Annotated in this window: 19 protein-coding genes and 2 tRNA genes; 17 read left to right on the top strand and 4 right to left on the bottom strand. The window is 67.2% G+C overall.

From position 1 onward, the window contains the following. Nucleotides 1–14 precede the first annotated feature (14 nt). The 4 genes from ACW9UL_RS14450 (at nt 15) to ACW9UL_RS14435 (ending at nt 1837) form a co-directional block, all read left to right on the top strand. Nucleotides 15–90: transfer RNA gene (locus ACW9UL_RS14450), tRNA-Ala, on the top strand. 48 nt (nt 91–138) lie between these two features. Beyond that, nucleotides 139–214 (top strand) — tRNA-Glu (locus tag ACW9UL_RS14445). A gap of 232 nt (nt 215–446) precedes the next feature. Continuing rightward, complete coding sequence (locus ACW9UL_RS14440; RefSeq protein WP_457787433.1) at nt 447–986, top strand: TetR/AcrR family transcriptional regulator; 540 nt, start codon at nt 447–449, stop codon at nt 984–986. Nucleotides 987–997: 11 nt separating this feature from the next. Beyond that, entirely contained in the window at nt 998–1837 is an 840-nt protein-coding gene (locus ACW9UL_RS14435; protein ID WP_021445406.1) for an alpha/beta hydrolase family protein, read from the top strand. On the opposite strand, the gene ACW9UL_RS14430 is transcribed toward ACW9UL_RS14435, so the two are convergent. After that, a complete protein-coding gene (locus tag ACW9UL_RS14430; RefSeq protein WP_457787431.1) occupies nt 1807–3723 on the bottom strand; it encodes a sensor domain-containing diguanylate cyclase in 1917 nt (638 codons plus the stop codon). The two genes, ACW9UL_RS14435 and ACW9UL_RS14430, sit on opposite strands and share 31 nt — an antisense overlap. Nucleotides 3724–3926: 203 nt before the next feature. On the opposite strand from ACW9UL_RS14430, the gene ACW9UL_RS14425 reads away from it, so the two are divergent. Continuing rightward, on the top strand, nt 3927–4376 hold the full coding sequence (locus ACW9UL_RS14425; RefSeq protein WP_021445404.1) for an acyl-CoA thioesterase: 450 nt from the start codon (nt 3927–3929) through the stop codon (nt 4374–4376). 7 nt (nt 4377–4383) lie between these two features. Here ACW9UL_RS14425 and ACW9UL_RS14420 read toward each other — a convergent pair whose 3' ends face one another. After that, nucleotides 4384–4779: a hypothetical protein gene (locus ACW9UL_RS14420; RefSeq protein WP_457787430.1), complete on the bottom strand. Its 396-nt coding sequence runs from the start codon at nt 4777–4779 to the stop codon at nt 4384–4386. Nucleotides 4780–4872: 93 nt separating this feature from the next. Here ACW9UL_RS14420 and ACW9UL_RS14415 point away from each other — a divergent pair, with 93 nt between their 5' ends. Beyond that, the gene (locus ACW9UL_RS14415; RefSeq protein ID WP_457787428.1) at nt 4873–5829 is read left to right on the top strand and encodes a tRNA dihydrouridine synthase; all 957 of its coding nucleotides are present in this window, start codon (nt 4873–4875) and stop codon (nt 5827–5829) included. A 202-nt stretch (nt 5830–6031) separates the two neighbouring features. Next, nucleotides 6032–6481 (top strand): Hsp20 family protein, encoded by a 450-nt coding sequence (locus ACW9UL_RS14410; RefSeq protein ID WP_021445401.1) that lies wholly within the window; start codon nt 6032–6034, stop codon nt 6479–6481. A gap of 84 nt (nt 6482–6565) precedes the next feature. Here ACW9UL_RS14410 and ACW9UL_RS14405 read toward each other — a convergent pair whose 3' ends face one another. Beyond that, nucleotides 6566–9862, bottom strand: coding sequence for a sensor domain-containing protein (locus ACW9UL_RS14405; RefSeq protein ID WP_457787427.1), 3297 nt, complete (start codon nt 9860–9862; stop codon nt 6566–6568). 103 nt (nt 9863–9965) lie between these two features. Next, a complete protein-coding gene (locus ACW9UL_RS14400) occupies nt 9966–10853 on the bottom strand; it encodes a LysR family transcriptional regulator (protein WP_457787426.1) in 888 nt (295 codons plus the stop codon). Between the two features lie 364 nt (nt 10854–11217). Between ACW9UL_RS14400 and leuC the strand changes: the two genes are divergently transcribed. From leuC to folC, 10 genes are all read left to right on the top strand, one after another. Then, nucleotides 11218–12645: a 3-isopropylmalate dehydratase large subunit gene (gene leuC / locus ACW9UL_RS14395; RefSeq protein WP_457787425.1), complete on the top strand. Its 1428-nt coding sequence runs from the start codon at nt 11218–11220 to the stop codon at nt 12643–12645. A gap of 11 nt (nt 12646–12656) precedes the next feature. Beyond that, the gene (leuD, locus tag ACW9UL_RS14390; RefSeq protein WP_457787424.1) at nt 12657–13304 is read left to right on the top strand and encodes a 3-isopropylmalate dehydratase small subunit; all 648 of its coding nucleotides are present in this window, start codon (nt 12657–12659) and stop codon (nt 13302–13304) included. A gap of 100 nt (nt 13305–13404) precedes the next feature. Continuing rightward, the gene (gene leuB / locus ACW9UL_RS14385) at nt 13405–14487 is read left to right on the top strand and encodes a 3-isopropylmalate dehydrogenase (RefSeq protein ID WP_457787423.1); all 1083 of its coding nucleotides are present in this window, start codon (nt 13405–13407) and stop codon (nt 14485–14487) included. A 55-nt stretch (nt 14488–14542) separates the two neighbouring features. Next, on the top strand, nt 14543–15655 hold the full coding sequence (gene asd / locus ACW9UL_RS14380; protein WP_021445394.1) for an aspartate-semialdehyde dehydrogenase: 1113 nt from the start codon (nt 14543–14545) through the stop codon (nt 15653–15655). A 179-nt stretch (nt 15656–15834) separates the two neighbouring features. After that, a complete protein-coding gene (locus ACW9UL_RS14375) occupies nt 15835–16845 on the top strand; it encodes an aspartate-semialdehyde dehydrogenase (protein ID WP_457787422.1) in 1011 nt (336 codons plus the stop codon). Between the two features lie 155 nt (nt 16846–17000). Continuing rightward, nucleotides 17001–19841 carry a motility hub landmark protein FimV gene (locus tag ACW9UL_RS14370; RefSeq protein ID WP_457787421.1) on the top strand — a complete coding sequence of 947 codons (2841 nt, stop codon included), beginning with the start codon at nt 17001–17003 and terminating at the stop codon, nt 19839–19841. 8 nt (nt 19842–19849) lie between these two features. After that, complete coding sequence (truA, locus tag ACW9UL_RS14365) at nt 19850–20713, top strand: tRNA pseudouridine(38-40) synthase TruA (protein ID WP_031303078.1); 864 nt, start codon at nt 19850–19852, stop codon at nt 20711–20713. Between the two features lie 43 nt (nt 20714–20756). Continuing rightward, nucleotides 20757–21392, top strand: coding sequence for a phosphoribosylanthranilate isomerase (locus ACW9UL_RS14360; RefSeq protein WP_457787420.1), 636 nt, complete (start codon nt 20757–20759; stop codon nt 21390–21392). A 117-nt stretch (nt 21393–21509) separates the two neighbouring features. Next, nucleotides 21510–22394 (top strand): acetyl-CoA carboxylase, carboxyltransferase subunit beta, encoded by an 885-nt coding sequence (gene accD / locus ACW9UL_RS14355; RefSeq protein WP_021443882.1) that lies wholly within the window; start codon nt 21510–21512, stop codon nt 22392–22394. After that, the gene (folC, locus tag ACW9UL_RS14350) at nt 22391–23668 is read left to right on the top strand and encodes a bifunctional tetrahydrofolate synthase/dihydrofolate synthase (protein WP_457787419.1); all 1278 of its coding nucleotides are present in this window, start codon (nt 22391–22393) and stop codon (nt 23666–23668) included. Before accD ends, folC begins: the two co-directional genes overlap by 4 nt. Nucleotides 23669–23674 lie beyond the last annotated feature (6 nt).

Raw genomic sequence — 23674 nt, 5'->3', positions numbered from 1 at the left:
GACCGCAAGGTTTCGGGGCTATAGCTCAGCTGGGAGAGCGCTTGCATGGCATGCAAGAGGTCAACGGTTCGATCCCGTTTAGCTCCACCAATCACACGCAAGGCCAGCCTAGTGCTGGCCTTGTCGTTCGAAGGTTCCGTCCCCTTCGTCTAGTGGCCTAGGACACCGCCCTTTCACGGCGGTAACAGGGGTTCGAGTCCCCTAGGGGACGCCATTTTCCTTTCCGCATTTGCGGGTTTCGAGGGTTGCTTCTCCGGAGGCAGCCCTTTTTTGTGTTCGCCCTCCCTGGCGGCCGCCCTGCGGGCCGTGCTTGCGGTGCTGGAACTCCCAGGCTTTTCCCGCTCCCGACTGTTTTTCGCGCGTTTTGCCGACCAATGGCATGTCCCCAGGCTTGCGCTTGAATATGATGGTCGTAATATTGTGTCCATCATATCAAGGAGGCCGTCATGAGCGAGCGCAAGAGCAGAACCCGTGAACGCATTCTCGCCGCCGCCGGGCGCGTGCTGGCCGAGCGCGGCCCGGGCGATCCGGCGGTGGCCGAAGTGATGGCCGCGGCGGGGCTGACGGTGGGTGGTTTCTATGCCCATTTCGCCAGCAAGGAGGCGCTGATGCTGGAGGTTTTCCGCCAGTTGCTCGGGCGGCGCCGGGCGCGCCTCGCCGAGATCGACGCCAGCCTCGGCGGGCGCGAGCGGCGCGTGCTGTTGGCGGCCTTCTACTTGTCGCGCAAGCACCGCGATGCGCAGGACGAGCGTTGCCCCTTGCCCAGTTCGCTGGGCGAGATCGAGCGCTTGCCCGAGGGCTTTCGGCAGGCGCTGGCCGAGCATGTCGAGCTGATGACGGCCTTGATGAGCGAGACGCCGGAGGAGGCCGACGCAGCGTTGGCCGATCTGGCGCTGATGGTGGGCGGTCTGGCCGTGGCGCGGGCATTGGGCCCGGGCGAGTTGTCCGACCGGGTGTTGCGGGCCGCCAAAGCGGCGGTGAACTGAGGAGAAGCCAGATGAAACAGATGACCTGGGTACGTGGCGTCAATGCGACGCTGGGATGGGTGGCTCCGCAATTGCTGGCGAGCCGCCTGCGCGAACGCTTCATGACCCCACGCAACCTGCCGCCGCGCGACTGGGAGTTGCCGCTGCTGGCCAGCGCCGAGCGCATCACCCTGCGTTTCGGCCTGTCGGCGTTGCGCTGGGGCAGCGGGCCGGCGGTGCTGCTGATGCACGGCTGGGAAGGGCGGCCGACCCAGTTCGCCGTGCTGATCCGCGGTCTGGTCGACGCCGGCTATGCCGTGGTGGCGCTGGATGGCCCGGCCCATGGCCGTTCGCCGGGGCAGGAGGCCAACGTGGTGCTGTTCGCCCGCGCGCTGTTGGAGGCGGCCAGCGAACTGCCGCCGCTGCACGCGGTGATCGGTCATTCCATGGGCGGGGCCAGCGCCCTGCTGGCGACGCAGATGGGCCTGCGCAGCGCGGCGCTGGTCAGCATCGCCGCGCCGAGCCGGATTCTCACCGTGCTGCGCGGTTTTGCCCGGCACATGGGGCTGCCGGCGGTGGCGCGCTCGCGCTTTATCCGTCTGGTGGAAGAGAAGGCCGGCATGCCGGCGGCGCATCTCGATGTGCAGCGCTATCAACTGGAGCTGCCGGGGCTGATCGTGCATGCCGAGGACGATCCGCTGGTGCCGGTGAGCGAGGCCGAGCTGATCCACCGGGCCTGGTTCGACAGTCAGCTATTGCGCCTGCCGGCGGGCGGTCATCAGCGACTGCTTGGCGATCCGCGGCTGCTGCAGGCGGTGCTCGCGCTGCTAAGCGAGGTGCGTCAGGCGCCGTCGAGGGCGCTGGCCTCGTAGCCGACCACGCGGTTGCGCCCGCCGGCCTTGGCCCGGTACAGCGCACGGTCGGCCAGGTCCAGCCAGCGTTCGCCGCAGCCGGTGTCGTCGGGGATGCCGGCGTGCAGGCCGATGCTCAGGCTCAGGGCAATGGACTGGTCCTGGTACGGGCAGGGCTGGCGGGCCAGGTCGTCGCGCAGTTGCTCGGCCAGGTCGAGGGCGCCGGCCAGGTCGGTGTTGTCGAGCAGGGCGACGAACTCTTCGCCGCCGAAGCGCGCCAGCAGGTCGCTGCTGCGCAGGCGCTGCTGGATGCGCTGGGCGGCATGGCGCAGGCAGGCGTCGCCGGCGAGGTGGCCATGGCGGTCGTTGACCTGCTTGAAGTGATCCAGGTCGAGCATGAGGATGGCCAGCGGTTGCCGGCTGCGTTCGGCGCGGGCGCAGGCGCGCTCCAGTTCCTCGCTCAGGGTCTGGCGGTTGAACAGCCCGGTCAGGCCGTCGCGGCGATTCAGCTCGGCCAGGCGCAGGTTGGCGTTGGACAGCTGTTGCAGGGTCTCCTGCAGCGCCGCGGTGCGCTCCTGCACGCGCTGCTCCAGGCCTTCGCTGATCTGCGTCTGCAGCTGCAGGCGAGTGGCCTGTTCGTGGCGCAGCTGGCGCTCCTGGGCGATCAGCCGGGCGTGGGCCTGGCGTTCGGCGTTCTGCGCCTGGCGGATGCGCGCGGCCAGGGCCACGGAGAACACCGTCATCTCGATCAGGCCGCCGATCTGCTGGGCGTGCAGGGTCAGCAGCGAGTAGGGCAGCAGGCCGGTGCCGGCGAGGATGCTGGCCAGGCTGGCGGCGATCAGCACGCACCAGCCCAGGGCGAACAGGCGGGCGGCGGCGTAGCCGGCGCGCCAGCGCAGCAGGGTGATGACGAAGGCGATCGGGGCGCAGGCCGCCACCAGGGCGAAGCTGCCGATCAGCGCGACCTGGTAGGGGCCGACCAGGGCCAGGCCGATCACCGCCAGGCAGCAGGCCAGCAGCGTGGCGACCACCCAGCGGTACAGCGGCGAGCCGTTGTTCAGCTCGAGCACGCTGTAGGTGAAGATGATGCCGAACAGGGTCGCCAGCGCCGAGCTGAGCGGGAAGCTCAACTGGTGCCAGGCCAGGGCCTCGGGCCACAGCCACTGCAGGGCGAAGCCGAGCTGGATGAACTGGTAGAGGCTGAAGCTGGCGACGAACAGGCTGTACCAGAGGTAGCTGCGGTCGCGGGTGATGCAGAAGATCGACAGGTTGTAGATCAGCATCGCCGCCAGGGCGCCGAAGAACAGTCCCTGCAGCAGCAGGCTGCGTTGCTCCAGGTGGTCGAAGGCTTCGCGGGTCATCAGGCTGGCGCTGAGGTTGGCCGAGCCGTCGGTCTGCATGCGCAGCCACAGCCGGCGCGTTTCGCCGGGCGCCAGGTCCAGCGGCAGGGCCAGCTGGCGGTGTTCGATCCAGCGCCAGGCGAAGGGGCGCTGGTCGCCGGCGCGGTACACCCGGTCTTCATCCAGGCCGTAGGCGTCCAGTTGGTCCAGCAGCGGGTTGCCCACCAGCAGTATCCAGCCGAGCGAGCGCGCATGCGGGTTGTGCAGATCCAGGCGCAGCCAGTAGGCGCTGCCGCCGTAGCCGAAGCTGGCGTCGCGGCGGCCGACCGCCTGCCACGCCGAGTCGGGCAGGGCGCGCACCTGGGTGAAGTCGGCCAGGCCCTGCGGGTCTTGCCAGACCTGCATGTACGGGCCGGGCAGCACGCGGGCCTGGCCGCTCGGCAGCGGCAGGCTGTCCGCCCAGCCCAGGGCGGGTAGCAGGAGCAGCATCAGCAGGCGCAGGACGGCAGTCAATTGCTCGATTCTCGGGCTCACGGGCGAGGTTGACGCATTATGGCGTGCTGGCATGACGCTATGAAAGCTCGGCGCTGCAGCGAGCGGGTAGGCGGCGTATCATCCGGGGCTTGGATGGCGTGACGGCGGGTGGCGATGCCGCTGCCCAGCGCGACAGGATTCGGGAGAGCAACGATGAAACTGTGGATGGACGAGACGCCCCGCCTGGCCGCTGTCGGCGGCCCCTGCGGCCCGATCGGCGGCGCGGAGGTACGAGCATGAGCTGGGACCTGCCCACCCCCTTCGTCATCGACTTGCAGGTGGCGGCCGAGGACATCGACGGCCTCGGCCATGCCAACAATGCGGTCTACGTCAGCTGGCTGGAGCGCTGCGCCTGGCGTCATTCGCAGTTTCTCGGCCTGGATCTGGCCGAGTATCGCCGGCTGGATCGCGCCATGGCGGTGCTGCGCCACGAGATCGACTACCTGGCCAGCGCCTACGAAGGCCAGCAGCTGCAGATGGCCACCTGGATCGTCGAGTCCGACCAGCGCCTGAAGATGGATCGGCGTTTCCAGCTGCTGCGCCCCGAGGACGGCGTGACCCTGCTGCGGGCCAAGACCACCTTCGTCTGCATCGAGCTGTCCAGCGGGCGGCCCAAACGCATGCCGGCGGAGTTCGTCGAGGGCTACGGTCAGGCGCTGCTGGAGCGCTATCCGCTGGAACTGTAGCGTCGCCCTAGTTGAGCAGCGGGGCGAGGAACGCCTGGCCCGGCTCGACTATCACGGCGAACTGGCGGGTCTCGCCCGAGCCGAGCAGCACCGACTGCGCCGGCCCCGGCCCGCGCCCGGCGCAGTAGCCGGCCGGGGAAATGGCCACGGCGAGGCTCAGCTCGCCGCTGGGCAGGTCGAGGCTGGTGCGCTCGCCCGGGCCCAGTTTCGCCACCACCTGCCGATTGACGTAGAGCTCCACGTCGCAGGCATTCGGCGCGTTGTTGTCGCGGCTGAAGATCAGCCGCCCCGGGCCGTCGGGCGCCGGGTTCGGCGGTACCACCTGCACGCCCCGCGGCAGGGCGTCGGCAGCCTGGGCGAGGCTGCCGGCCAGGCACAAGGCCAGTAGCGAGTGACGCAGCATGCTGGATCTCCTTTGCGTTTCCTGCAGTGTGGACCATCTTGCGCCGCGCGCGCGGCGCCTTAAACTGTGCGCCCGTTTTCTCCGGACACTCCCATGCAAATCGCCCTGGCACCCATGGAGGGGCTGGTCGACGATATCCTGCGCGACGTGCTGACCCGTATCGGCGGCATCGACTGGTGCGTCACCGAGTTCATTCGCGTCAGCGAGCGCCTGCTGCCGGCTGCCACCTACCGCAAGCTCGCCCCCGAGCTGTTCGCCGGCGCCCGCACCCGCGCCGGCACGCCGATGCGCGTGCAGTTTCTCGGTTCCGACCCGCAGTGCCTGGCCGACAACGCGGCCTTCGCCTGCACCCTCGGCGCACCGGTGATCGACCTGAATTTCGGCTGCCCGGCCAAGACGGTGAACAAGTCGCGCGGCGGCGCGGTATTGCTCAAGGAGCCGGAGCTGCTCCACGCCATCGTCCGCGAGGTACGGCGCACGGTGCCGGCGGCCATCCCGGTGACGGCGAAGATGCGCCTGGGCTTCACCGACAAGGAGGGTGCCCTGGACTGCGCGCGCGCCCTGGCCGAGGGCGGCGCCAGCCAGATCGTGGTGCACGCGCGGACCAAGGTCGAAGGCTACAAGCCGCCGGCGCACTGGGAGTGGGTGGCGCGGGTGCAGGAGGCGGTGGCGGTGCCGGTATTCGCCAACGGCGAGGTGTGGACGCTGGACGACTGGCGGCGCTGCCGCGAGATCAGCGGGGTGGACGACATCATGCTGGGGCGCGGGCTGGTGTCGCGCCCCGGCCTGGCCCGGCAGATCGCCGCGGTACGGGCCGGCGAGCAGCCGCAGGAGATGAGCTGGGACGAGCTGCAGCCGCTGCTGCTGGACTTCTGGCTGCAGGCCCGGCGCAAGCTGGCGCCGCGCTATGCGCCTGGGCGCCTGAAGCAGTGGCTGGCCATGCTCACGCGCAGCTATCCGGAGGCGGTGGCGCTGTTCGCCGAGGTACGCCGCGAGCAGGATTGCGCGCGCATCGATCGGTTGCTCGGCGCGGCGACGGAGCCGGCCTAGGGGCACCGCGCCAGGCTGGCGAGCAGTGCGCGAAGCTCGCTGCGCATGGCGCACCCCAAGGGAGCGGCGTGGCGCCCTCGATCTGTAAACGAATTTTTCAGGCGCTTGAAAATTCTCCGGGCGACCTCAGTTAAGGGCTTGCGGGATGCCGAAGTCGGGTTCCGCACTGTGATCCCTTGCTGAATCATTCAGGAGAATTGTCATGAGCAACGTACTGTCCCTGGCCCCCCTGTTCCGCCAGTCCATCGGTTTCGACCGGTTCAACGATCTGTTCGAGTCCGCCCTGCGCAGCAACGACGGCGGCAGCTCCTATCCGCCCTACAACGTCGAGAAACATGGCGAGGACCACTACCGTATCGTGGTCGCGGCCGCCGGTTTCCAGGACGAGGACCTCGAGCTGCAGGTCGAGCGCGGCGTATTGACCGTCAGTGGCGGCAAGCGCGAGCGCGGCGCGGAGAACGTCAGTTACCTGTATCAGGGCATCGCCCAGCGCGCGTTCAAGCTGTCCTTCCGCCTGGCCGACCATATCGAGGTCAAGGGCGCCAACCTGGTCAACGGCCTGCTCAACATCGAGCTGGAACGCATCGTGCCGGAAGAGGCCAAGGCCAAGCGCATCCCCATCGGCAATCAGCGTCCGGCGCTGGAAAGCTGAGTCGCGGCCGATCCCCACTGAAGAAGGCGCCCACCCGGGCGCCTTCTTCGTTTCTGCGCCATGTTGGTCGCGTGCGCTGCCGGGCTAAGGTTGTCGGGCCGACCCTCGGCCGAGCAGGGCACGGAAGGCTTCCTGCGGCAGCGGCTTGCTGAACAGGTAGCCCTGGTACAGGTGGCAACCCTGGCGCTGCAGGAAATCCAGTTGCTCCTGCTGCTCGACGCCCTCGGCGATCAGCGCCAGGCTCAGGCTGCGCGCCATGGCGACGATGGCGCGGATGATCTCGGCGTCGTTGGGGTCGTGGGTGGCGTCGCGGACGAACGACTGGTCGATCTTCAGCATGTCCACCGGCAGGCGCTTGAGGTAGGTCAGCGAGCTGTAGCCGGTGCCGAAGTCGTCCATGGCGAAGCTGACGCCGTGCTTCTTCAGGCGCAGCATCTTGCCCACGGTGTCGTCGATGTTCTGGATGACGATGCCTTCGGTGATCTCCAGCTTGAGCATGGCGTTGGGTAGCTGGCTGTCGCGCAGGCAGCCGGCCACGCGCTCGACGAAGTCGTGCTGACGGAACTGCCGCGGGCTGATGTTGACGCACAGGCTGAAGCGCTCGGCATCGATCAGGCCGTCGGCCAGCAGGCGGGCGCAGAGGTGGCAGGCCTCGGCCAGCACCCAGCCGCCGACTTCGAGGATCAGCCCGCTTTCCTCCAGCACCTGGATGAACTGCGCCGGCGACTGCGCGCCGAGCTGCGGGTGCTGCCAGCGCAGCAGGGCTTCGGCGCCGACCACCTGGCCGTCGCGGGCATCGACCTGCGGCTGGAAGTGCAGCTCGAACTCGCCGCGAGCCAGGGCCAGGCGCAGATCGTTCTCCAGGCGCAGGCGGGCGCTGGCGGCCTCCTGCATGGTGCTGCGAAACAGCTGGATGGCGTTGCGACCGGAGTCCTTGGCGCGGTACAGGGCGATGTCGGCGCGCTTGAGCAGGTCGGCCGGGGTGTCGCCGTGATCGGGAATCAGGGCGACGCCGATGCTCGGCGTGACCTGCAGCTGGTGGCCGTCCAGCAGCATCGGCTCGGCCAGCAGGCGGCGCAGCTTGTCCGCCACCTGGCGCACCTGGCGGGTGACTTCCGAGCGCTTGCCCTCCAGGCCGGAGAGCAGCACCACGAACTCGTCGCCGCCCAGGCGCGCCACGGTGTCTTCCAGGCGCACGCTGGCTTCCAGGCGCGCGGTGACCAGGCGCAGCACGGCATCGCCGACCGGGTGGCCGAGCGAGTCGTTGATGTGCTTGAAGTGGTCGAGGTCGATGAACAGCAGTGCGCCGCGCAGCTCGTGGCGCTTGAGCAGGGCGATCTGCTGGGTCAGGCGATCCATCAGCAGGGCGCGATTGGGCAGGTTGGTCAGGGCGTCGTGGTAGGCCAGGTGCTGCACCTGCGCCTGCGCCAGCTTCAGTTCGCTGATGTCGCGTGCGGTCAGCAGCAGGCAGGCGACGCCGTTGAGTTCGATGGGTTGCACCGAGACCTCGACCAGGCGCACGCCGCCGTCGCGGTGCTGGCCGTGCATCTCCATGTGCAGCACCTGGCCGTTCTGCGCCAGGTGTTCGAGCATCTGCAGGCGTTCCTCGGGGTAGGCCCAGACGCTCAGCTCGAAGGCGGTGCGGCCGACCACCTCGTCCGGGGTGTAGCCGGTGAGGCGGGTGAAGCCCTCGTTGACCTCGATGTAGCGCGCGGTGTCGCGCTCGGTGATGGTGATGGCGTCCGGGCTGGAGTGGAAGGCCTTGGCGAATTTCTCCTCGGAGGCGCGCAGGCGCTGCTCGCGCAGCACCCGCTCGCTGATGTCGACCAGGGTGCCGACCATGCGCAGCGGCTGGCCGCCCGTGTCGCGGTGCAGTTTGGCGGTGCTTTCCAGGTAGTGCAGCGCGCCGTTGGGGTGGCGCACCCGGTAGGTCACCTGATAATTGGCGCTGCGCCCCTCGCGCAGGGCGACGTAGGCCAGGCGCATGGCCTGGCGGTCTTCCAGTGGCACGCAGCGGAAGAACTCGCGAAAGTCGTCGTCGAAGGGGCAGGCGTCGAGGCCGTGCAGGGCGGCGGCGCGGGCGCTGCCGAACAGGCGGTTGCTGGGGATGTGCCAGTCCCAGGTACCCAGGTCGGCCGACTCCAGCGCCAGCTTGAGGCGCTCCTGGCTTTCCTGCAGGGCCAGCTCCTGGGCGCGCTGGACGGTGATGTTGCGCACCGTCAGCACCAGGCAGCGCTGGCCGTCGAGCTCGATCTCGCCGCCGAACAGCAGGTTGATGCTGGCGCTGCCGTCGCGGCTGAACAGACGTACTTCGAGGTTGTTCAGGCGCCCGGCCTGCAGGGCGTCGAGCATGCGCTGGCGGTCACCGGGGTCGGCCCAGATGCCCAGCTCCAGCGAGGTGCGGCCGAGCGCCTCGGCGCTGCTCCAGCCGAACTGTTGCTCGAAGCTGGGGTTGACCTCGATAAAGCGGCCAGTCGCCCGATCAGTAATCGCCACGGCGTCGGGGGTGTGCATGAAGGCCTTGGCGAACTTTTCCTCGCTGTTGCGCAGGGCGGTTTCGGCGCGCATGCGTTCGCTGGTGTCGAGGAAGGTGCAGAGCAGCAGACGTTCGCCCTGCAGCTCGATGTACTGGCTCGACAGCACGCCGTCGAGGATGCGCCCGGCGCGGGTGCGCAGCTGCACTTCCTGGATCAGCGGCTCGCGGCTCAGCGGCGCCTGCCGGCGCAGGTAATCGCGCTGCTCGGCATGCACCCAGAGGTCGAGGTCGAGGGTGCTGCGGCCGAGAATCTCCGCGGCGGGCCAGCCGAAGGCGTGGGTGAAGTGCTGGTTGGTCTCGAGGATCTCGCTGGTGTCATAGCGCACCAGCAGCATGATGTCCGGGCTGAGGCGGAACAGGCTGGCGAAGCGTTCTTCCGAGGCACGCAGGGCCTCGGCGCGCGCCTGTTGCGAGCTGATGTCGCGGATCACGCCGAACATGCGCCGGCGGCCGTCGGCATCGCGCGACAGGCTGCCGCTGATCTCCAGCCAGTGCAGGCTGCCGTCCGGCCAGCGGATGCGGTGGCGCAGGGCGCGACCCTCGTCGTTGCCGGCGAGGATGGCGTGGAATTGCTGCAGCACCGCGCCGCGTTCTTCCTCCGGAATCAGCTCGATGTAGTCGACGCTGCGGGTCAGCGGGCGGGCGGGGTCGAGGCCGAACAGCGCCTGGGCGCCGCGCGACCAGTTGACTCGGCCGCTGTCGATATCCCAGAACCAGGCGCCCAGCTGCGCGCCGTTCAGCGCCGCCAGCAGGCGTGGGGCGTCCTGCCAGGTCTGTTCGAATTCGGCGGGGTCCATCGCCGGGATATGCGGTAGGGGCGGGGGCTGGTCAGTGGATCTGGCCATGGCCGGGCCATCCTCCAGTGGGCGCGAGGCGCGTGACGGACGTTCGGGTCATGCGTGGGCCTTTCTTATCGTTATGCCGCCACGTTAGCCGCAGCTTGGCCGGCTATGCAAGGCTGTGGCTGTCGCGCTGGGCGTCGAGCAGGGCCATGAAGGCTTTCGCGGCGTTCGACAGGGTGCGCTCGGTGTGCAGGATGTAGCCGAGCTGGCGCGACAGCTGGATGTCCGGCAGGGCCAGCGGCACCACCTGATCGTCGAGCATGGTGCGCGGCAACACGCTCCAGGCCAGGCCGATGGAGACCATCATCTTGATGGTCTCCAGGTAGTTGGTGCTCATGGCGATGTTCGGCGTCAGGCCCTGGGCCTCGAACAGGCGCTGCACGATATGGTGGGTGAAGGTGTTGCCGCCGGGGAACACCGCCGGGTGCCGCGCCACGTCGGGCAGGCCGATGGCGGCGCTGCGCGCCAGCGGGTGTTCGGGGGCGGCGACGAAATCCAGCGGATCGTTCCACACCGGCACCGCGCGCACCGGTTCGCGGGTTTCCGGGGCCAGGGTGATCACCGCCAGTTCGGCGCGGCCGTGGAGGATCTCCTCGTAGGCCACTTCGGAGTCGAGGAACTGGATATCCAGCGCCACCTGCGGATGGGCACGGGTGAAGGCGCGCAACAGGGCGGGGAGGCGGTGCAGGCCGATATGGTGGCTGGTGGCCAGGGTCAGGCGGCCGCTGACCTCGCCGGCCAGGTTGGTCAGCGCGCGGCGGGTGTCGTCCAGCACGTTGAGGATCTGGTAGGCGCGCGGCAGCAGGGCGCGTCCTGCCTCGGTCAGGCCGATCTCGCGGCCGAGGCGGTCGAACAGGCGTACGCCAAGCTGTTGCTCGAGGCCGGCAATGCGTTTGCTCACCGCCGGCTGGGTCAGGTGCAGGCGCTCGCCGGCTTCGGAAAAACTGCCGGTTTCGGCGATGGCGAGAAAGGCGTTGAGGTTGGCCAGATCCATAGAAACAGCTCCAAACGGTGGGCCGCGAACGGCAAGCCGAGCCGCTGGGTCTTGGCTGGCGGCCTGTCGCTTGAAGCTTGCGGCTTTTGGGGATTCCTTTGTGGAATCCTTGGGATAAAAAATATGAATTTGAGTTATTCGTCCCGGGATCATAGCATTCTCCCCATAAGCCGCAGGGCCATTTGCCCGGGCATAGAAAGGGCACCTCCAAAAACGTAGGCGAGGCAGTCAGCGCAAGGCAAAAACAGGCGAAGAAGCGGCGTTTACGAGTTGTAAATGAGCATTCTGAGCCTGTTTTTAACGCGGCGATGACAACGCAGGTAGTTTTTGGAGGTGCCCGCAAGACGCTGATGAGGGATAGCTGATGGCCGGCAAAACGCTCTACGACAAGCTTTGGGAAATGCACGAGGTCAAGCGCCGCGACGACGGATCTTCCTTGATCTACATCGACCGCCACATTCTCCACGAAGTGACCTCGCCACAGGCCTTCGAGGGCCTGCGCCTGGCCGGGCGCAAGCCGTGGCGCATCGACGCCAACATCGCCACCCCGGACCACAACGTGCCGACCACCCAGGCCGAGCGCCGGGGCGGCCTCGAAGCCATCGCCGACGAAGTCTCGCGTATCCAGGTGCAGACCCTGGACGAGAACTGCGACGACTTCGGCATCCTCGAGTTCAAGATGAACGACGTGCGTCAGGGCATCGTCCACGTGGTCGGCCCGGAGCAGGGCGCCACCTTGCCGGGCATGACCGTGGTCTGCGGCGACTCGCACACCTCCACCCATGGCGCCTTTGGCGCGCTGGCCCACGGCATCGGCACCTCCGAGGTCGAGCACGTGCTCGCCACCCAGTGCCTGGTGGCCAAGAAGATGAAGAACATGCAGGTGCGCGTCGAAGGCAAATTGCCGTTCGGCGTCACCGCCAAGGACATCGTCCTCGCCGTGATCGGCAAGATCGGCACCGCCGGCGGCAACGGTCACGCTCTTGAATTCGCCGGCAGCGCGATCCGCGACCTGTCCCTGGAAGGGCGCATGACCATCTGCAACATGTCCATCGAAGCCGGTGCCCGCGTCGGCCTGGTGGCGGTGGACGAGAAGACCATCGCTTACGTCGAGGGTCGCCCGTTCGCACCCAAGGGCGCCGACTGGGACAAGGCCGTGGCGCAGTGGCGGAACCTGGTCTCCGATGCCGACGCGGTGTTCGATACCCTGGTCGAGCTGCGCGCGGAAGAGATCAAGCCGCAGGTATCCTGGGGCACGTCGCCGGAAATGGTCCTGGCCGTCGACCAGAAGGTGCCGGATCCGGCCGTCGAGAGCGACCCGGTTAAGAAGGACTCGATCACCCGCGCCCTGAAATATATGGGCCTGACCGCAAACCAGGCGATCACCGATATCCAGCTCGATCGTGTGTTCATCGGCTCCTGCACCAACTCGCGCATCGAAGACCTGCGTGCCGCCGCCGAGGTGGCCAAGGGCCGCAAGGTCGCCGCCACCGTCAAGCAGGCGCTGGTGGTGCCGGGCTCCGGCCTGGTCAAGGCACAGGCCGAGGCCGAGGGGCTGGACAAGATCTTTATCGAGGCCGGTTTCGAATGGCGCGAGCCGGGCTGCTCCATGTGCCTGGCGATGAATCCGGACAAGCTGGGCAGCGGCGAGCATTGCGCGTCCACCTCCAACCGCAACTTCGAGGGCCGCCAGGGCGCCGGTGGGCGTACCCACCTGGTCAGCCCGGCCATGGCCGCCGCCGCCGCGGTGACCGGCCGCTTCATCGACGTGCGCGAATTGATCCAGGCCTAAGGACTCAGACCATGAAAGCTTTTACCCAACACACCGGCCTGGTCGCTCCTTTGGATCGTGCCAACGTCGATACCGACCAGATCATTCCCAAGCAGTTCTTGAAGTCGATCAAGCGCACCGGCTTCGGCCCCAACCTGTTCGACGAGTGGCGCTACCTGGATGTCGGCCAGCCGAACCAGGACAACTCCAAGCGTCCGATCAACAAGGACTTCGTGCTCAATTTTCCGCGCTACCAGGGCGCCAGCGTGCTGCTGGCCCGCGAGAACTTCGGCTGCGGCTCGAGCCGCGAGCACGCGCCTTGGGCGCTGGAGGAATATGGTTTCCGCGCGATCATTGCGCCGAGCTTCGCCGATATCTTCTTCAACAACAGCTTCAAGAACGGCCTGCTGCCGATCATCCTCAAGGAGGATGAGGTCGATGCGCTGTTCCAGCAGTGCGAAGCCAGCGAGGGCTACCAGCTGACCGTCGACCTGGCGGCGCAGACCGTGACCCGCCCCGATGGCGTGCAGTACGCCTTCGAAGTCGATGCCTTCCGCAAGCACTGCCTGCTCAACGGCCTGGACGACATCGGCCTGACCCTGCAGGATCAGGAGGCGATCAGGGCCTTCGAAGCCAAACACCAGCAGAACAGCCCCTGGCTGTTCGGCGCGATCAAGTAATGCATGAAGGTAGGGTGGATGGCGCTTTATCCATCCACCGTGCTGGGTTTCGGTGGATGAAAACAGCGTCATCCACCCTACGGATAGATTGAGGAATGCAATGAGCAAGCAGATTCTGGTTCTCCCAGGCGACGGTATCGGCCCGGAAATCATGGCCGAGGCGGTCAAGGTGCTGAACCTGGCCAACGACAAGTACGCCCTGGGTTTCGAGCTGAGCTTCGATGACCTGGGCGGCGCCGCCATCGACCGTTACGGCGTGCCGCTGGCCGACGAGACCCTGGACCGCGCCCGCGCCGCCGATGCCGTGCTGTTGGGTGCCGTGGGCGGGCCGAAGTGGGACGCCATCGATCCGGCCATCCGCCCGGAGCGCGGCCTGCTGAAGATTCGTTCGCAACTGGGTCTGTTCGGCAACCTGCGTCCGGCCATCCTCTATCCGCAACTGGCCGAGGCTTCCAGCCTTAAGCCTGAGGTTGTGGCGGGGTTGGATATCCTTATCGTGCGTGAGCTGACCGGCGGCATCTACTTCGGCCAGCCGCGCGAGAGCAAGGTGCTGGAAAACGGCGAGCGCATGGCCTTTGATACCCTGCCGTACAGCGAGAGCGAGATCCGCCGCATCGCCAAGGTCGGTTTCGACATGGCCATGGTGCGTAACAAGAAGCTGTGCTCGGTGGACAAGGCCAACGTGCTGGCCTCCAGCCAGCTGTGGCGTGCGGTGGTCGAGGAAGTGGCCAAGGACTATCCGGACGTCGAGCTGAGCCACATGTACGTCGACAACGCCGCCATGCAGCTGGTGCGTGCGCCCAAGCAGTTCGACGTGATGGTCACCGACAACATGTTTGGTGACATTTTGTCCGATGAGGCTTCGATGCTCACCGGCTCCATCGGCATGCTGCCGTCGGCATCCCTGGATGCCAACAACAAGGGCATGTACGAGCCGTGCCACGGCTCTGCGCCGGACATCGCCGGCAAGGGCATCGCCAACCCGCTGGCCACCATTCTCTCGGTGTCCATGATGCTGCGTTACAGCTTCGGCCAGGCCGCTGCCGCCGACGCCATCGAGAAAGCCGTGAGCCTGGTGCTGGATCAGGGCCTGCGTACCGGCGACATCTGGTCCGAAGGCAAGACCCGCGTCGGTACCTCGGCAATGGGTGATGCGGTAGTCGAAGCGCTGCGTAGTCTGTAATCTTCCAGTCCCGCCGGGGTGGTTCCGGCGGGCTGCTTATATAGGTGTAGTCGTTATGAAACGTGTAGGTCTGATCGGTTGGCGTGGCATGGTCGGTTCCGTGCTTATGCAGCGCATGCTGGAAGAGCGGGACTTCGACCTGATCGAGCCGGTGTTCTTCACCACCTCCAATGTCGGCGGCCAGGGGCCGGCGATTGGCAAGGACATTGCCCCGCTGAAGGACGCCTACAGCATCGACGACCTGAAAGGCCTGGACGTGATCCTGACCTGCCAGGGCGGCGACTACACCAACGAAGTCTTCCCCAAGCTGCGCGAAGCCGGCTGGCAGGGTTACTGGATCGACGCGGCTTCCAGCCTGCGGATGGACGACAGCGCGGTGATCGTGCTCGATCCGGTCAACCGCAAGGTGATCGACCAGGCGCTGGACGCCGGCAGCAAGAACTATATCGGCGGCAACTGCACCGTCAGCCTGATGCTGATGGCCCTGGGTGGCCTGTACGAGGCCGGCCTGGTCGAGTGGATGAGCGCCATGACCTATCAGGCGGCCTCGGGCGCCGGGGCGCAGAACATGCGCGAGCTGATCAAGCAGATGGGCGCGATCAATGGCGCCGTCGCCGATGAACTGGCCGATCCGGCCAGCGCCATCCTCGATATCGACCGCAAGGTCGCCGAGGCCATGCGCGGCGAAGCCTTCCCGGTGGACAACTTCGGCGTGCCGCTGGCCGGCAGTCTGATCCCCTACATCGACAAGGAGCTGCCCAACGGTCAGAGCCGCGAAGAGTGGAAGGCCCAGGCCGAGACCAACAAGATCCTCGGCCGCTTCAAGAACCCGATCCCGGTCGACGGCATCTGCGTGCGCATCGGCGCCATGCGCTGCCACAGCCAGGCGCTGACCATCAAGCTGAACAAGGATGTGCCGATGGGCGATATCGAAGGCCTGATCAGCCAGCACAATCCCTGGGTCAAGCTGGTACCGAACAGCCGCGAAGCCAGCATTCGCGACCTCGGCCCGACCGCGGTCACCGGTACCCTGAGTGTGCCGGTCGGTCGTCTGCGCAAGCTCAATATGGGCTCGCAGTACCTGGGCGCCTTCACCGTCGGCGACCAACTGCTGTGGGGCGCGGCCGAGCCGCTGCGGCGCATGCTGCGCATCCTGCTGGAGCGCTAAAGCCGCGCTGGCTGCAAGCTGCAAGTAACAGCCAGAAAAGCCCCGCTGCCTCGGCAGCGGGGCTTTTTGCTTCTGGCGCATCTTGGGGCACACGTCTGCGCGCCGGCGGATCCGGCCGATTGCCTGGGCGAGAGGGCGCGGTTACAGTGCGGCTCCTCCCCGCGTCGCAGGTCCACCCCATGAGCCAGTCCTTCAATATCGCCCTGGTCGGCGCCACCGGTAGCATCGGCGAGGCGCTGGTCGAACTGCTCGAAGAGCGCGATTTTCCGGTCAAGGAACTGCATCTGCTGGCCAGTAGCGAGTCGGCCGGGCAGAGCCTGTCCTTTCGTGGGCGCCAGGTGCGGGTCAGGTCGCTCGATGCCTTCGATTTCGCCCAGGTGCAGCTGGCCTTCTTCGCCGCCGGCGCCGATGTCACGCGGGCCCAGCACGAGCGGGTGCTGGCCGCGGGCTGCTCGCTGATCGACCTGAGCGCCGCCTTGCCGCTGAGTCAGGCGCCTTGCGTGCTACCCGAAGCCGGCCTGGACGGCTCGCCGGCGCGGCATGCCCCCTGGCTGCTCAGTTCGCCGACGCCTTGCGCGGTGGCGACCGCGCTGGTGCTGACGGCGCTGCGCCCGCTGCTGCAGCCGCGCCAGGTGCAGCTGACCGCCATGCTGGCGGCGTCCACCCTCGGTCGCAGCGGAGTGCAGGAGTTGGCGCGGCAGACCGCCGAGTTGCTCAATGGTCGTCCGCTGGAACCCAAGGGCCTGGACCGGCAGGTCGCGTTCAACCTGCTGGCACAGGTCGGGGCGCTGGACGAGCAGGGCCATGCCGAACTGGAGAAGCGCCTGGCGAGTGAGCTGCAGCAGTTGCTCGGCGTGCCGGATCTGCCGGTATCGGCGACCTGCGCCCTGGCGCCGGTATTCTTTGGCGACAGTCTGGCGCTCGGCGTGCAGGTCGATGGTGAGGTGGATGTGGCTGCCGTGTCGCGCTTGCTGGAAGCCGCGCCGGGGATCGAGCTGGTGGAGGCGGGCGACTATCCGACGGCGGTGGGCGATGCGGTTGGCCAGGATCAGGTCTATGTCGGGCGCGTGCGTAGTGGCGTCAGTGATCCGCGCCAACTCAATTTGTGGATTGCGTCTGATAATGTAAGAAAAGGCGCCGCCCTGAATGCTGTGCAAATAGCCGAGTTATTGATAAAACACTATCTGTAAAAGATACTTACCTAGAAATTTGAAGAATCTTTCTAGCTTGGCAATACTGGCTGAGTTGATTGCTGAATGGGGAGCCGCTCCTGGGGCGGATGCAGGCAGCAGTTATCAAGACCCTCTCGCATGCCGAGAAAAAAGATAAAACAAGGGATAACGCTATGGTTCGGGTTCGCAAACTAGTGCTGGCAATTGCAGCGGCTTCTGCCCTGTCTTCCGGTATGGCGCATGCGCTGGGGTTGGGTGAAGTTACCCTGCAGTCCTCGCTGAATCAGCCGCTGGTAGCGGAAATTGAATTGCTGGAGGTGCGCGATCTGGCCTCCAACGAGGTGATTCCCAACCTGGCGTCCCCCGAAGAGTTCGTCAAGGCCGGCGTCGATCGCCAATACTTTCTAACCGACCTGAAATTCACCCCGGTACTCAAGCCCAATGGCAAGAGTGTGATTCGCGTCACTTCGAGCAAGGCGGTACGCGAACCTTATCTGAACTTCCTGGTGGAAGTGCTCTGGCCGAATGGTCGGTTGCTGCGCGAATACACCCTGCTGCTCGATCCGCCGCTGTACTCCCCGCAAACCGCGGTGGCCGCCGCGCCGCAACTGCCGATCGCCGCGCCGGCACCAGCGCCGCGTCCCGCCGTTGCGCCGGCGCCCGTCAGTGCCGCGCCGGCACCGGCTCCGCGTCCGGCTGCACCGGCACCGGCCTCGCGGGCCATCTCCGGCAACGAATACAAGACCACCGCCAACGACACCCTGTGGGAAATCGCCCAGCGCGTGGGCGGCGGCTCGGTCAACCAGACCATGCTGGCCATCCAGGATCTCAACCCGGATGCCTTTATCGGCGGCAACATCAACCGCATGAAGAGCGGCCAGGTACTGCGCCTGCCCGATGAGCAGCAGATCCGCAGCCGCAGCAATGCCGAGGCCGTGGCCCAGGTTGCCGAACAGAACGCCGCCTGGCGCGAAGGGCGCTCCGTCGCCTCGCGTCAGCTGGATGCCACCCGCCGCACTACCGCCGGCGCAGCGCCAGCGACCGCACAAAGCGGCGACAGCCTGAAACTGGTGGCGGCCGAGGCCGGCAAGGCCACCAGCGGCAGCGACAGCGGTTCGGCCGACAGCAAGGCGCTGACCGACAAGCTGGCCGTGACCCAGGAGAGCCTCGACTCGACTCGTCGCGAGAACGCCGAACTGCAAAGCCGCGTCGGCGATCTGCAGAGTCAGCTGGACAAGCTGCAGCGTCTGATCGAACTCAAGGACAGCCAGTTGGCCAAGCTGCAGGCCGATATGGCGGCAGGTGCCGCCGCACCGGCAGCGCCGGTCGCAGCGGAGGAGGCGGCCAAGCCGGCTGCCGAACCGGCGCCGCCGGCCACGGAGGCGGCGACCCCGCCTGTGTCGCCGCCCGAAGGGGCGGCCCCCGACTACAACTACAGCGAGGAGCCGGCTGCGCCTGTCGAAGACAGCGCCGCCGCGGCACCCGAACAGCCGGCCAGTGAGCCGGCTGCTGTCGTTGCACCACCTGCTCCGGCCAAGGCGGTCGAACCGGCTGAGCCGGCCAAGCCGGAAGCGGCCAAGCCTGCCGCTTCTGCACCGACTCCGGCGCCGGCCCCGCAAAGCTTTATCGACGACCTGCTGGCCAACCCCATGACCCTGGGCCTGGCCGGTGGTGGCGCATTGCTGCTGCTGCTGGTCGGTCTGATGGCGCTGTCGCGGCGCAATGCCATGAAGGAAGCCGAGCTGCACGAAGAGCTGGCCGACGAAATGGCACAGGACGGCAGTTTCGCCGTCGACCTCGACATGCCGGAAGACAGCTTCGCCGGTCTCGGCGACGAGGCCAAGCCGGCTGCGCCGGCCGCAGCCGGCGAAGAGCGGGTGACCGCGCAAACCGGCGATGCCCTGGGCGAAGCCGATATCTATATCGCCTACGGCCGTTTCAACCAGGCCGCCGAGTTGCTGCAGAACGCCATCAACGACGAGCCGCAGCGCAGCGACCTGCGTCTGAAGCTGATGGAAGTCTATGCCGAGCTGGGCGACCGCGAAGGCTTCGCCCGTCAGGACAATGAACTGCGCGAGATCGGCGGCGTCAATGCCGAGGCCGAGCAGCTGAAAGCCAAGTACCCGGCCATAGCCGCCTTCGTCGGCGCCGGCAGCGTTGCCGCGGCGAGCGCCGCTGACGACCTGGGCGACTTCAGCCTCGACGACCTGAGCCTGGACGAGCCGAGCAGCGAAGCGCCGGTTGCCGCCGGCGGCGATCTGGAGGATGCCTTCGATCTGAGCCTGGACGAACTGGAGGCGGATCTGGATCGCGACATGCAGGGCGCGCAGGGTGACGCCGGCGGTCTGTCGCTGGATGACGATCTGGACTTCGGTCTGGTCGACGAGCCGGCGACGGCAGCGGCCAGTGACGATCTGGATTTCGATCTGGCCCTGGGCGACGACAAGGTCGAGCTGTCGCAGCCTGGCGACGACCTCGGCGAGTTCAGCCTGGATCTGGACGAGTCCGCCCCGGCGACTGCCGACGAGGCCGACGATTTCCTCCTCAGCCTCGACGAAGACAGCGTGCCGGCAACTGCCGAGCCCGCCGACGAGCTGGCCGAGCTGAGCCTGGATCTGCCGGAAGAAAGCGCCGCCGCCGATCTCGAACTGCCGGCGGATTTCGATCTGTCCCTCGGCGAGGAGCTGCAGGCGCAGCCCGAGGTCGAGGCCGATAGCTTCGCCGCGCAACTGGATGAGGTGACCGCCGAACTGGATCAGTTGGCCGGTAGCCTGGAACAGCCGGAAGAGGAGCTGCTGCAGCCGGTCGATAGCCTGGCCGGCGAGCTGGATGGCGACGACGACTTCGATTTCCTCTCCGGCACCGATGAAACCGCGACCAAGCTGGATCTGGCGCGCGCCTATATCGACATGGGCGACACCGAAGGCGCTCGCGACATCCTCGACGAAGTGGTCGCCGAGGGCAGCGAGACCCAGCAACAGGAAGCCCGTGAGATGATTGCCAAGCTGGTTTGATGGATTACATGTCTGACGCAGTACCTGCCGCGGCCGCCGAAATGGCGGCCGCTGGCTTTTCCAGAATCGCCCTAGGTCTCGAGTACAAGGGCACGCGCTATCGCGGTTTCCAGCGCCAGAGCGGCAAGGTGGCATCGATCCAGGGCAGCCTGGAGCAGGCGCTGTCCAAGGTTGCCGGCGGCGAACCGGTGAGCATCCTCTGCGCCGGGCGCACCGATGCCTCGGTGCACGCCAGCGGCCAGGTGGTGCATTTCGACACGGCCGTCGAGCGCCCGCTGCACGCCTGGATCATGGGCGCCAACATGAACCTGCCCAAGGACATCAGCGTGACCTGGGCGCAGGTGATGCCGGCGCATTTTCATGCGCGCTTTTCGGCCATGGCGCGGCGCTACCGCTACGTGATCTACAACGACCCGATTCGCCCGGCGCATATGGCCGAGGAAGTCACCTGGAACCATCGGCCGCTGGATGTCCGGCGCATGCAGGAGGCCGCCCGGGTGCTGGTCGGCACTCACGATTTCAGCGCTTTCCGCGCCACCCAGTGTCAGGCCAAGTCGCCGATCAAGACGGTGCATCACCTGCAGGTGATCGAGCACGGCCGCTTCATCGTTCTCGATATCCGCGCCAACGCCTTCCTTCATCACATGGTGCGCAACATCGCCGGTGTGCTGATGGCCATCGGCGCAGGCGAGCGGCCGGTGGAATGGGCGCGCGAGGTACTGGAACGCGGCGAGCGTCGCACCGGCGGGGTGACCGCGCATCCCTACGGCCTGTATCTGGTGCAGGTGGAGTATCCGGACGAGTTCCAGTTGCCGCAGCGTTACCTCGGCCCGCATTTCCTGTCCGCCCTGGCGGACGTGCGGCAGGTCTAGGCCTTTGCTACCATCCAGCGCTTTGCAGCAGTGGAGAACGCCCGTGTCAGTCGTGCGCAGCAAGATCTGCGGCATCACCCGCATCGAGGACGCCCTGGCGGCGGTGGCGGCAGGGGCCGATGCCATCGGCCTGGTGTTCTATGCGAAAAGCCCGCGGGCGGTCAGCGTCGAGCAGGCGGCTGCGATCCTGCAGGCGCTGCCGCCGTTCGTCACCAGCGTCGGTCTGTTCGTCGATATGCCGCGCGCCGAGTTGCAGGCGTTGTTGCAGCGCCTGCCGCTGGATCTGCTGCAGTTTCACGGCGACGAGTCGCCGGCCGACTGCGAGGGACATGGTCGTCCCTACATCAAGGCCCTGCGCGTGCGCCCCGGCGAAGATGTGGCGGCGGCGATGGCGCCCTATGTCGGTGCGCGCGGCATCCTGCTGGACACCTTCGTCGAGGGCGTGCCCGGCGGCACCGGTGCGAGCTTCGACTGGTCGCTGATACCGCGCCAGGCCGCCAGGCCGATCATCCTCGCCGGTGGCCTGGAGGCGGGCAACGTCGCGGCGGCGATCCGTCAGGTGCGGCCCTATGCGGTGGATGTCAGCGGCGGCGTCGAGGCGAGCAAAGGCATAAAGGATGCAGGCAAGATTCGCGCGTTCGTGCAGGCAGTGCGCGACGCCGGATGTGACGACGCCTGAGGCGCGGCCGTCCATTAGCCTGTCACGCCGCCAATGGCGGTGGAAACGAATTGCTGGCGGTGGGCGCCCACAGGTGAGCCGCCCCACCCGAACCAACGGTTATGGAGAAATGACAGCATGAGCAACTGGTTGGTAGACAAACTCATCCCCTCGATCATGCGTTCCGAGGTGAAAAAGAGCTCGGTGCCCGAGGGGCTGTGGCACAAATGTCCGTCCTGCGAAGCCGTGCTCTATCGTCCCGAGCTGGAAAAGACCCTCGACGTCTGCCCCAAGTGCAACCACCACATGCGCATCGGCGCGCGCGCCCGTCTCGACCTGTTCCTCGATGCCGATGGCCGCGAGGAAATCGGCGCCGAGCTGGAGCCGGTGGACCGCCTGAAGTTCCGCGACAGCAAGAAGTACAAGGATCGCCTGGCCGCCGCGCAGAAGCAGACCGGCGAGAAGGACGCGCTGATCGCCATGCGCGGAACCCTCGAAGGCATGCCGATCGCCGTGTGCGCCTTCGAATTTTCCTTCATGGGCGGCTCCATGGGCGCCATCGTCGGCGAGCGTTTCGTCCAGGCTGCCAACGTTGCCCTGGAGCAGCGTTGCCCGCTGGTGTGCTTCTCCGCCTCCGGCGGTGCGCGCATGCAGGAGGCGCTGATCTCGCTGATGCAGATGGCCAAGACCTCGGCCGCCCTGGCGCGCCTGCGCGAAGAGGGCCTGCCGTTCATTTCCGTGCTGACCGACCCGGTCTACGGCGGCGTCTCCGCCAGCCTGGCCATGCTCGGCGACGTGATCGTGGCCGAGCCCAAGGCGCTGATCGGCTTCGCCGGCCCGCGGGTGATCGAGCAGACCGTGCGCGAGAAGCTGCCGGAAGGCTTCCAGCGCAGCGAATTCCTGCTGGAGCACGGCGCCATCGACATGATCATCCCGCGTGCCGAGCTGCGTCCGCGTCTGGCGCGCCTGCTCGCGCAGCTGATGAATCGCCCCTCTCCGGTTGCCCTGCCGGCCACTGCATGACCGAGCGTAGCCTGGGCGACTGGCTCGCCTACCTCGAGCAGCTGCATCCCTCGGCCATCGACATGGGCCTGGAGCGCTCGCGCGAGGTGGCGCAGCGCCTCGGCCTGGGCAAGCCGGCGCCGCTGGTGATCACCGTGACCGGCACCAACGGCAAGGGCTCCACCTGCGCCTTCGTCGCCAGCCTGCTGCGTGCGCAGGGACGCCGGGTCGGCGTCTACAGTTCGCCGCATCTGCTGCGTTACAACGAGCGGGTGGTCATCGATGGCCGCGAGGCCAGCGACGTCGAGCTGTGCCAGGCCTTCGCCGCGGTCGAGGCGGCGCGCGGCGAAACCTCCCTGACCTATTTCGAAATGGGCACCCTGGCGGCCTTCTGGCTGTTCGAGCGCGCGGCGCTGGATGCCGTGGTGCTGGAGGTCGGCCTGGGCGGCCGGCTGGATGCGGTGAATCTGGTGGATGCCGACCTGGCGCTGGTCACCAGCATCGGTCTGGATCATGCCGACTGGCTGGGCGACACACGCGAGTCGGTGGCCTACGAGAAGGCCGGCATCCTGCGCGCCGGCAAGCCCGCGCTGTGCGGCGATCTCGACCCGCCGCAGCCGCTGCTCGATCAGGTGGCGCGGCTGGATGCGCCGTTCTTTTTGCGCGGCCGCGATTACGACCTGAGTATCGGCGCGCAGGCCTGGTCCTGGTACGGCCTCGATGCGCGTGGGCAGGTGCTGCGCCTGGAGCAGCTGCCGCTGCTCGATCTGCCGATGGAAAATGCCGCCCTGGCGCTGCAGGCCTATGCCTTGCTGGAGCTGCCCTGGGATGCTGCGCAGATCGCCCAGGCGCTGGCGGCGACGCGGGTTACCGGGCGTCTGGACCGGCGCACGCTGGATTGGCGAGGCAAGTCACTCACACTGTTGCTCGATGTTGGGCATAATCCCCATGCCGCCGAATACTTGGCGCAGCGTCTGCAAACCCGGCCGCCGATTGGGCGCCGTTGGGCGGTGTTCGGTCTGTTGGCCGACAAGGACCTGCCTGGGGTGGTGGCACCGCTGCTCGATCAGGTTGCCGGCTGGGCCGTGGCGCCGCTGGCTACGCCGCGTTCGCGCCCGGCCGCCGAGCTGGCCGCGCAGTTGCAGGCCCGGGGGGCGGCGGTGACGCTGCACGCGGACGTGCGCGCCGCGCTGGAAGCCCAGTGCGAGCAGGCGGCACCCGGCGACGAGATTCTGCTGTTCGGATCGTTTTTCTGCGTGGCCGAGGCCCTGGACTGGCTGGCCCGCCCAGCTTGAAAGGGG

This window comes from Pseudomonas sp. PL-6 (assembly GCF_054110165.1).
The sequence above is the reverse complement of the archived record's forward strand: the minus strand, read 5'-3'. Positions and strand labels throughout refer to the sequence as shown.

Coding starts and splice junctions, on each gene's coding strand:
- ACW9UL_RS14425 (WP_021445404.1), top strand. CDS start 3,927: ATGAGCTGGGACCTGCCCACCCCCTTCGTCATCGACTTGCAGGTGGCG.
- ACW9UL_RS14435 (WP_021445406.1), top strand. CDS start 998: ATGAAACAGATGACCTGGGTACGTGGCGTCAATGCGACGCTGGGATGG.
- ACW9UL_RS14370 (WP_457787421.1), top strand. CDS start 17,001: ATGGTTCGGGTTCGCAAACTAGTGCTGGCAATTGCAGCGGCTTCTGCC.
- accD (WP_021443882.1), top strand. CDS start 21,510: ATGAGCAACTGGTTGGTAGACAAACTCATCCCCTCGATCATGCGTTCC.
- ACW9UL_RS14375 (WP_457787422.1), top strand. CDS start 15,835: ATGAGCCAGTCCTTCAATATCGCCCTGGTCGGCGCCACCGGTAGCATC.
- leuC (WP_457787425.1), top strand. CDS start 11,218: ATGGCCGGCAAAACGCTCTACGACAAGCTTTGGGAAATGCACGAGGTC.
- leuD (WP_457787424.1), top strand. CDS start 12,657: ATGAAAGCTTTTACCCAACACACCGGCCTGGTCGCTCCTTTGGATCGT.
- ACW9UL_RS14400 (WP_457787426.1), bottom strand. CDS start 10,853: ATGGATCTGGCCAACCTCAACGCCTTTCTCGCCATCGCCGAAACCGGC.
- asd (WP_021445394.1), top strand. CDS start 14,543: ATGAAACGTGTAGGTCTGATCGGTTGGCGTGGCATGGTCGGTTCCGTG.
- ACW9UL_RS14410 (WP_021445401.1), top strand. CDS start 6,032: ATGAGCAACGTACTGTCCCTGGCCCCCCTGTTCCGCCAGTCCATCGGT.
- ACW9UL_RS14430 (WP_457787431.1), bottom strand. CDS start 3,723: ATGCCAGCACGCCATAATGCGTCAACCTCGCCCGTGAGCCCGAGAATC.
- ACW9UL_RS14420 (WP_457787430.1), bottom strand. CDS start 4,779: ATGCTGCGTCACTCGCTACTGGCCTTGTGCCTGGCCGGCAGCCTCGCC.
- ACW9UL_RS14415 (WP_457787428.1), top strand. CDS start 4,873: ATGCAAATCGCCCTGGCACCCATGGAGGGGCTGGTCGACGATATCCTG.
- truA (WP_031303078.1), top strand. CDS start 19,850: ATGTCTGACGCAGTACCTGCCGCGGCCGCCGAAATGGCGGCCGCTGGC.
- folC (WP_457787419.1), top strand. CDS start 22,391: ATGACCGAGCGTAGCCTGGGCGACTGGCTCGCCTACCTCGAGCAGCTG.
- ACW9UL_RS14440 (WP_457787433.1), top strand. CDS start 447: ATGAGCGAGCGCAAGAGCAGAACCCGTGAACGCATTCTCGCCGCCGCC.
- leuB (WP_457787423.1), top strand. CDS start 13,405: ATGAGCAAGCAGATTCTGGTTCTCCCAGGCGACGGTATCGGCCCGGAA.
- ACW9UL_RS14405 (WP_457787427.1), bottom strand. CDS start 9,862: ATGGCCAGATCCACTGACCAGCCCCCGCCCCTACCGCATATCCCGGCG.